Here is a 7,232-nt window from a genome sequence, read left to right on the forward strand (position 1 = left end):
CGGCCCCGGCGAGCGCGAGCAGCGCGACGACCAGCGCCCAGCCGCGCCGGGTGAGGCGCCGCAGCGCGGTCATGTCGCTCCCCCTCCCGCTTGCGGGAGGGGGCCGGGGGGTGGGCTCACCCTCACCACAGGTGTAGGCGGACAAGAGGTTTTGCATAATCGGACAAGAGGTTTTGCATAACTCACGTCCGCCGCAATAGTCAGATTTCCACCCACACGCCTAGCGCTTCCACGTCGCGGACTTGGCCGGCGAGGCTGCGAGTGCCGGCGGCGTCGGTGAGGGCGACGGTCTGATCGTCCACGACGTAGGCGGGGCGCCCGATGGCCGAGCGGTCGATCCGGTCGGCGCCGGCCGAGTTGGCGAACTGGAACACGCCGCGTCGCGTGCGGACGGTGTCGCCGCCGTCGATCGCCGGCGAGGCGCCGCGTTCCGCCACGCCGACCGTGACGAGGCCGGGGGCGGAACGGCCGGGCACGGCCCATCCGCCGCCCAAGCACACGAGCGCGCCGATGTAGATGACCGCCCCGCCCTTGACCGGATGCTCTTCGATGTCAGGCCGCTCCCGACGCGGAGTGTTCGGAGCTTTCGTCAAAAGGTCATTTCCTATTACTACCAACATAGCCGACCTCATAGAGATCGTAGAGATCGTAGCCGGGCGACTGAGCGGCGGCGGCCTGCGCGGTCGCTATCCGCGTTAGGAGCGCGTTCGCTTCCTTCATCCTGCTGATCAGCTCCGCGTTCTGGTCATTGTTCTCGTCCAGCGCCGCATTCGTGGTCGCCAGCGCCGGGTCGCTCTTCGCCTGCGCGGCGGTGATCTGCGCGTTCGCCTTGGCGATGGCAGCGCGCGCCTCGTCCAGCGTCGCGTCGCGCGCGGTCGCGTAGCCGCCGGTCGTGCCGTACGCATCCTTCGCCGCCGCCAGCCGCTGCTGCTCCAGCGTCGCCAGCTTGTCGCCGGCGCCGTCGACGCCGGCGTCGAGGTCCGCCTTCGCCTTCTCGATCGAGCCGGCGAGCGCCTGGAGCTTGTCGATCGCCGAGCCTTCAAACAGCGAGCCCGACGTCATCTCCTCGACCAGACTCTGGAGCGACCCGACCTGCTGTTTCAGGAGGGCGTCGGCGATCTTGGCCCTGTCCTCGGCGTTCTTCTTCTCGATCGCGACCACGTCGAACCCGTATTGCGTCGCGATGCGCAGCCGATCCTTCGCCTGCGCCTCATAGTCGCTAAACTGTTTCGCGATGGTCGAGCCGAGCCCGCCGACCAGCTGCTCGACCTGCTGGACCTTGAGCGCTTCCTTGAGCCCCGCGTTGAGGTCGGTAGACGATTGCAGCGCCCGCTGAACCGCCGTTGAGAGGCCGCTGATCGCCCCCTGGGCGATCTCCTGCTGGAGCGCGTACGCCTCCGCCGCGCCCTCATCCTGGCCGAAGCCGATGTCGCCCGAGCCCTTGACCCCGATCTTACCGCCGACCGCGTTCACGTGGTACTTCCCGTTCTTCGTCCCGATCGTGATGCGGCTGGTCGCGGCGACGCCGCCGCCGAGTTGATCGGCGATCTGCTGGAGCGAGCCGGCGACGACTCCGGCTAGGCTGTTGGCTTGCGACGCGAGCTGCGCGTTGGACCCGGTGCTGGCGGTCCCGGCGAACTGGCCATTGACCGCGCCGATCGCGGCCGAGCTGGTCGTGGTCGAGTGGAACAGCTTCGTCACCAGCCCGCCGACGATCGACAGCACCGGCGTCACCGCCGCGCCGAACGGGCCCAGCGCCGATGTGACGCCCTTGATCGAGCCCAGGATGCCGCCGATCGCGCCACCGAGCTGCGCGCCGCCCTTGGAGAGGTCGACGCCGATCGACTTGCCGAGCCCGGCCACGATCGAGCCGGTCGCCGCGCCCTCCAGTCCCTTGCCGGCATAGATGCCGACGTTGCGGCCGATCTCGCGCGCATGCTCCGGGTTGGTGAAGATGCTCCCGATCTGCGCCGCGACGCCGCCGAGCGCCTTCTGGAACAGTGCGGTGGGGTCGTGGAGCCGATTGCCGACCACGGCGACCTCGGCGGATGCGGGATTGGCGAGGCTGCCACCGGAAGCGATGCCGTTAATCGCATGACCGGCCCCGTCGATCGGGATGCCATCGGCGCCGAAATAGGCAGGCTTCGGCGCGCCTGCGCCGTCGCTCGCCGCGCGCGCCACGCTGTCCAGCGCGGTGGCGGTGGCGCGCGCCGAGACGGTGACGAGATCGACCGCCTTCGCCATCCGATCGGCCGCGTCCTTGACCGGCGACACGCCGTTGAGCTGGTCCTGGAGGTCGCGGAACACGCCATCGAACATCTTGTCGAACAGCTGCTGCCCCTTGAGCGTCTGGAACGCGTCGAGCAGTTTTCCCGGCTCCTTCACCAGCTGGCCAAGGTCGCCGCAAACCCATGCCTGGGTCGCATCGTCCACGATGCCCCTGATGCTCCCGAGCGCGGTGAGGAACGGCTGGAGGTGGGCGCGGTTGACATCGATCTGCTGCTGCTCGGCGCGCAGCGCCTCGACGGTGCCGACCACCGCCGCGCGATGCGCCTCGTCCAGCGTGCCCCGCTGCTGCTCGATGCCGTAGATCGCCTGCTGCGCCTGCGCCTGGTCGGTGAGGCCGGCGGCGGTGAGCTGCGCGATCTGAAACGCGTGTTCCTGCCCCTTGACGTAGTCATCGAACGGCTTGTTCAGCCCGTCCTGAACCGCGACCTTCGCCGCCTTCGCATCGGCGATCAGCCCCGCGAAGCCGGGCGGCTTGCGCTGGGACAGGTCCTTCATGATCTCGTCCAGGCGCGCGACCTGGTCGTTGACCTGGCGGACGACGGGCGGGGTGCCGTCGAACTGAGACGCGATCCGCGCGATCGTGTCGCCGGTCTGGTCGCCGTAGCGATCGAGCTGATAGGCACGGTTGGCGAGCGTCGCGGCGGTCGGGCCGTGCTTCCGGTCCTTCTTCTCGGCGTCCTTTTCCGCGTCCACCGCCGCCTTGCGGCGACGCTCGATCGCGGTTTCGGTCGCATCCAGGCTTTTGGCGAGCGTGTCATTGCCGGCGGCGGCGCGGATGGCGCCGTCGCGCAGCCGGTCATACTGGTCGTTCAGCCGCTTGACCGGGTCGACCGCCTCGGCCGCGACCGTGCCGGCGCGCTGGATGTACAGGTTGCGCTGCGCCTGCGCGATGCCGGCGATCGAGCCGTCCTCGGCGGCGATCTGCCCTTTCAGGCGACCGACCGCGACATCGCCTTGCCCTTGGATGTAGCCCGCCGTCCCTGCGACGCCACCGATGCCGGGCTGATTGTTCGCAGAACGATCGGCGAGGGCCCTCGCCAGCGCGGCCTTGGACGCCTCGCGCGTCGCCAGCGCTTCCTTGAGGCGCGCGTCCGCCAGCTGTAACGCGATGCCGACCGTGAGGCTGTCGCCCTTGCGCGCGGCGTCCTGCGCGGCGTTATAGTCGTCCAGTGCCTTCTTGGCGGCTTCGGTGGCGAAGGCTTGCTTGCCGAGCGCGTCCTCCAGCTTCATCAACTTCTCGGCGAGCTTGTCCGCACCATCCCCGGTGTCGATCAGGCGCCCGGCCAAGGAGCCGAGCACGCCAAGGCCGGCGCTGAGCAGCAGGCCCCAAGGCCCGCCCATGAACGCGCCGAAGCTACCCAGCGCGCCCCCTGACAGCGCCGCCGCCTCGCCGAGCCGCCCGATCTGCTCGCCCAGGATCATCGTGATCGGCAGCCCGGCGACAAAGCTGTCCGTGCTCGACCGGACGACGTGCTGGAGGATGGCGCCCGACGCGCCCATCTTGCCGTGTGCTTCGGCGACGCGATTGCCCGCGTCCGCGTCGTCATTATGAGCCTTCTTCGCCCGCGTGCTCTCCGCCGCGACCTCGCGCTCGACGGCGGCGAGGGTGGTCCCGCTGATCGCCGCCTTCTCCTCGCTAACGGCGACCCTGTCGGTCGCGGCCCCGAGCGCCGTCGAGCTGACCGCCGTCGTCCTGTTCGCCGCGTCTACCTTGCCGAGCGCGTCGGCGGCCTGGCCGGCGGCGGCGACCGCGCCGGTTGCATCGCCGGCGATCAGGAGCGAGGTTTTGAGTGCCATGTCTAGTCAGCGCCGCGATCGTCGCCGATCACCTCTTCCAAATGGTCGTCCACGATCTCGATGATCGTGCGCTCGTCATCGCGAGAAAGGCCAAGGAACGGCCGCGCCGGTATGTCGCCCCATGGCAACGGCGTGCGGCGCTTGCTCCGACCGAACGCGCCTTGCTGCGCGCCGAATTGCATGACGGCCGAGTAGATCAGGGACGAACCGATCTCGACGCCGTCACTGGCAGCGGTGGCGGTGATCTCGCGGCCGAGCCGGCCGGACGGGCCGATCAGCGGGCTGGGCCGGTTGCCGTCGCCGCGACGGAGATACTGCGCTAGCGTGACCGGCGACTTCTGGCGCCAGCGCGTGCCGTCCGGCGCCTCGCCCTTGGGGAACCGCTCCCTGGTCGCCTTGACCATGTAGCTCCCGATATCCTCATAGACGGGCTGGAGGTCGCTCAGCTCGGCGCGCGGCTTGTCCAGCGCGGCGAAGACGGCATCGGCGTTGAAGGTGACGCGCATCATGACGGCGCGCCCCGCGCCGTGATCCGGGCGAACAGCTTGTTCACGCCCGTCTCCGTCATGCCGAGCTTGACCGCGATCTGCGCGTTGCTGGCGCCCTGGCTGCGGAGGCGCACGGCGCGCTGCTCACGGGCGAGCGGCACCCGGATGGTGTGGAGCGCGAACCGGGCGGCGAGCGTGGCGGCGGCGTCCGCGCCGATCGCACGGACGATGTCGTGATCGGCGGATATCCGCTCGGGGACATAGAGCCGCGTCCCGCCGAACGCGGCGGCGAGCGCGATCAGCCCGTCCTCGCCGATCGTCGCGGCGATCTCGCCACCGTGCTCGGCGGCTTCAAGGCGCTGGAAGATCGCCTGGACGCCCTCCCTCGTCACGCCGAGCGCGCGAGCAATGTCCGCGTTGGTCGCGCCGCCGGCGCGATAGACACGGGCGCGCAGCTCGCGCGCGACGGGCACCTTGATCCGATCGGGCGCGAAGCGGCGGACGAGGAAATCGGCCAGCTCGGCGCCGATCGCCTGGACGATCTCGTGATCGGCCTTGATGGCGAGCGGGATGTAGAGCCGGGTGCCGCCGAACGCCTCGGCGAGGCGCAGCAAGCCGTGCTCGCCGATGGTCTCCAGCAGCTCGGCGTTCAGCGACATTGGCTGACCTCCGCCAGCGCGGCGTCCAGGCCGCCCGCGAGATCGAGGCCGCGCAGGATCGCGAGCGGGACAGGCCGCTCTTGCCGGTCGCGCGCGCCGACGAAACAGCTCAGCAGGTCATCGTCGGGCGCCGGCTGGTCGGGGTCACGCGGCCGGACCGCGACCGCGTCGACGCGCCAGCGGCGCACGCCATTCGCCCCGCCGCCCATGAACGGCTTTTCCGGGTAGAGCGTCAGGGCGTCGCCGGACGGCATGGGCTAGTCCAGCCCTTCCTGGTCGGCGATCATGCGGGCGGCTTCGGAGTAGCCGATCACGATGCCGTCGCGCGCTTTCGCGGCCTGGAGCGCCTTGGCCTTGCCGACCATTTTGGTCGCCGACATCATCGCGACATCCTTGCCGGTGTGCCGTTTCACCAGCTCGGCCACCTTGGCGAGGACCATGCGGTCATCGGCGCTGGTCTGGAGATCGAGCATCGTGATCAGCTGCGCGCGTAGATTATCCATGGTCCTGTCCTGTGCATGAAGGGTCGTGAGGCCGGTGAGGTTGGGGGTGTTGACGAGGGAGGCGCGCAGCAGCGCCGTCACCGCGTTGCTCTTGTCATGCGCGATCACGGGGGAGACGCCGCGATAGGCGCGCCATGGCTGGGTGCGGGACGCTTCGCTCGTCCACTCGACGCGGCCCCATAAGCCGTCCTGCCTCGCCTCCAGCTGGACGATCCAGCCGCGGGCCGGCGCCGGGAGCCCTTGGGGCGCGGCCAAGTCGGTGGAGTGCGACTCGTCCAGCACCAGCTTGCCGCCGGCCATGGAGGTCGCGATCAGCGCGCTCATGTCGGCGACCCGGTAGGGACCGCGATTGTCGACGGTCCTGATCTCGCCGGCCGGAAGCAGGTGAAGCCATTCGGGCGGGGCGGACGGGTCGACGCCGAGCGCCACGGCCGCGCAGAGCGCGATGGCGTTCATGGCCGGGCGGGCGCCGGCGTGTCGCCCATCCCGCGCTCGTTATCGATGCGCAGCTCGTCCAAGAGCTTATTCAGATCGTCGCGCCGATGGTCGGCATCCGCGATGGCATTGGGTCGAATGTTCCGGATGCGCTGCTCGCTTTTCGCCTGGAGCAGCCGCATGCGCTCCTGGACAATCTTGGAGCGCAGCTCCAGCCGTTCGGTCATAGCGGCGTGGACGGCGTCGCTGGCCTCGCGCAGCTCCCGCTTGGCGACCTCGGGCGAGGCCGCGCGGACGGTGTCGGGGAACAGGCGCGCCACGGTCGCCGGGAGCCGGGCGGCGATATGCTCGCGCATGAAGTAGATCGCCGCGTCGGCGCCGAGAATGGCAGCGGCGCCGTCCTCGGTGGGGCGGGTCACGAAACCGGCGAGATCGGCCTCGAACCGGCGGGCGACCTGCTCCAGCCCCGCGCGCATCGCGTCGCATACCCGATCGGTTTGCGGCGCTCGGGCTAGCAGCTGCGCCCGCCGGGCGCGGGCGTCCTGGACGCGGCGGTTCGCCGCCGCCAGCTGCTCCGTCAGCGCATTGGCGATGGTGTGGGGGTCGAAGTTGGCGCCAGTCTCAGTGGCCTCCGAAGGCACGGTCGAGGCGAAGCCGGATTGACTATCCCGCCATGCACCGCCCTGATTATCGATCACCGCCATTCGCCTGCTCCCGTCCAGGTACGCGCCGCCAGCGTCTCGACAGGCCTGGACTGAGCCTTTGCCGGATGACCGGCCGCCAACGGCGCGCCTCATCATCATGGCCGCGACGGCGGGCGGCGCCGACCTGACGCCTGTCAGGATCAATCGAACAGGGAGGGTTGCGCCGTGTCGTCGTCGCTCAGCAGGCGATAGACGTGACGCTCGGAGAAGTCGGTTTCACGCGCGATCTGCGCGATCGTCAATGCCCCCCGGCGACGTAGCTCGCGAACGCGGTCGCGGCGCTCGGCCTGCTTGGGGACGGCGAGCGTGGCGCCGCCGGCAAAGGCGGCGAGCTGGTCGGCGGCGGCGCGGCCGAGC

General features: G+C 70.0%; 8 protein-coding genes. All 8 read right to left on the reverse strand.

Annotated features, from left to right (window positions below):
- Window positions 1-200: 200 nt before the first annotated feature.
- Window positions 201-476, reverse strand: coding sequence for a hypothetical protein (locus HUU95_RS04565; RefSeq protein WP_254602618.1), 276 nt, complete (start codon window positions 474-476; stop codon window positions 201-203).
- A gap of 121 nt (window positions 477-597) precedes the next feature.
- Complete coding sequence (locus HUU95_RS04570; protein WP_174279024.1) at window positions 598-4,086, reverse strand: hypothetical protein; 3,489 nt, start codon at window positions 4,084-4,086, stop codon at window positions 598-600.
- 2 nt (window positions 4,087-4,088) lie between these two features.
- Window positions 4,089-4,595: a phage virion morphogenesis protein gene (locus HUU95_RS04575; RefSeq protein WP_174279025.1), complete on the reverse strand. Its 507-nt coding sequence runs from the start codon at window positions 4,593-4,595 to the stop codon at window positions 4,089-4,091.
- Window positions 4,592-5,233 carry a hypothetical protein gene (locus HUU95_RS04580; RefSeq protein ID WP_174279026.1) on the reverse strand — a complete coding sequence of 214 codons (642 nt, stop codon included), beginning with the start codon at window positions 5,231-5,233 and terminating at the stop codon, window positions 4,592-4,594. Before HUU95_RS04580 ends, HUU95_RS04575 begins: the two co-directional genes overlap by 4 nt.
- Window positions 5,224-5,487 carry a hypothetical protein gene (locus tag HUU95_RS04585; RefSeq protein ID WP_174279027.1) on the reverse strand — a complete coding sequence of 88 codons (264 nt, stop codon included), beginning with the start codon at window positions 5,485-5,487 and terminating at the stop codon, window positions 5,224-5,226. The genes HUU95_RS04580 and HUU95_RS04585 overlap by 10 nt, the downstream gene beginning before the upstream one ends.
- Window positions 5,488-5,490: 3 nt before the next feature.
- A complete protein-coding gene (locus HUU95_RS04590) occupies window positions 5,491-6,192 on the reverse strand; it encodes a phage protease (RefSeq protein WP_174279028.1) in 702 nt (233 codons plus the stop codon).
- Window positions 6,189-6,875 (reverse strand): hypothetical protein, encoded by a 687-nt coding sequence (locus HUU95_RS04595; protein WP_174279029.1) that lies wholly within the window; start codon window positions 6,873-6,875, stop codon window positions 6,189-6,191. The genes HUU95_RS04590 and HUU95_RS04595 overlap by 4 nt, the downstream gene beginning before the upstream one ends.
- Before the next feature lie 140 nt (window positions 6,876-7,015).
- A partial coding sequence (locus HUU95_RS04600; protein WP_174279030.1) for a hypothetical protein occupies window positions 7,016-7,232 on the reverse strand: 217 nt, incomplete at its 5' end.

The organism is Sphingomonas bacterium (assembly GCF_903643065.1).
In the GTDB taxonomy this organism is placed as follows: domain Bacteria; phylum Pseudomonadota; class Alphaproteobacteria; order Sphingomonadales; family Sphingomonadaceae; genus Sphingomonas.

What these genes read in the sequence shown, in the direction of transcription:
- HUU95_RS04570 (WP_174279024.1), bottom strand. Translation starts at nt 4,086, where the DNA reads ATGGCACTCAAAACCTCGCTCCTGATCGCCGGCGATGCAACCGGCGCG.
- HUU95_RS04575 (WP_174279025.1), bottom strand. Translation starts at nt 4,595, where the DNA reads ATGATGCGCGTCACCTTCAACGCCGATGCCGTCTTCGCCGCGCTGGAC.
- HUU95_RS04580 (WP_174279026.1), bottom strand. Translation starts at nt 5,233, where the DNA reads ATGTCGCTGAACGCCGAGCTGCTGGAGACCATCGGCGAGCACGGCTTG.
- HUU95_RS04585 (WP_174279027.1), bottom strand. Translation starts at nt 5,487, where the DNA reads ATGCCGTCCGGCGACGCCCTGACGCTCTACCCGGAAAAGCCGTTCATG.
- HUU95_RS04590 (WP_174279028.1), bottom strand. Translation starts at nt 6,192, where the DNA reads ATGAACGCCATCGCGCTCTGCGCGGCCGTGGCGCTCGGCGTCGACCCG.
- HUU95_RS04595 (WP_174279029.1), bottom strand. Translation starts at nt 6,875, where the DNA reads ATGGCGGTGATCGATAATCAGGGCGGTGCATGGCGGGATAGTCAATCC.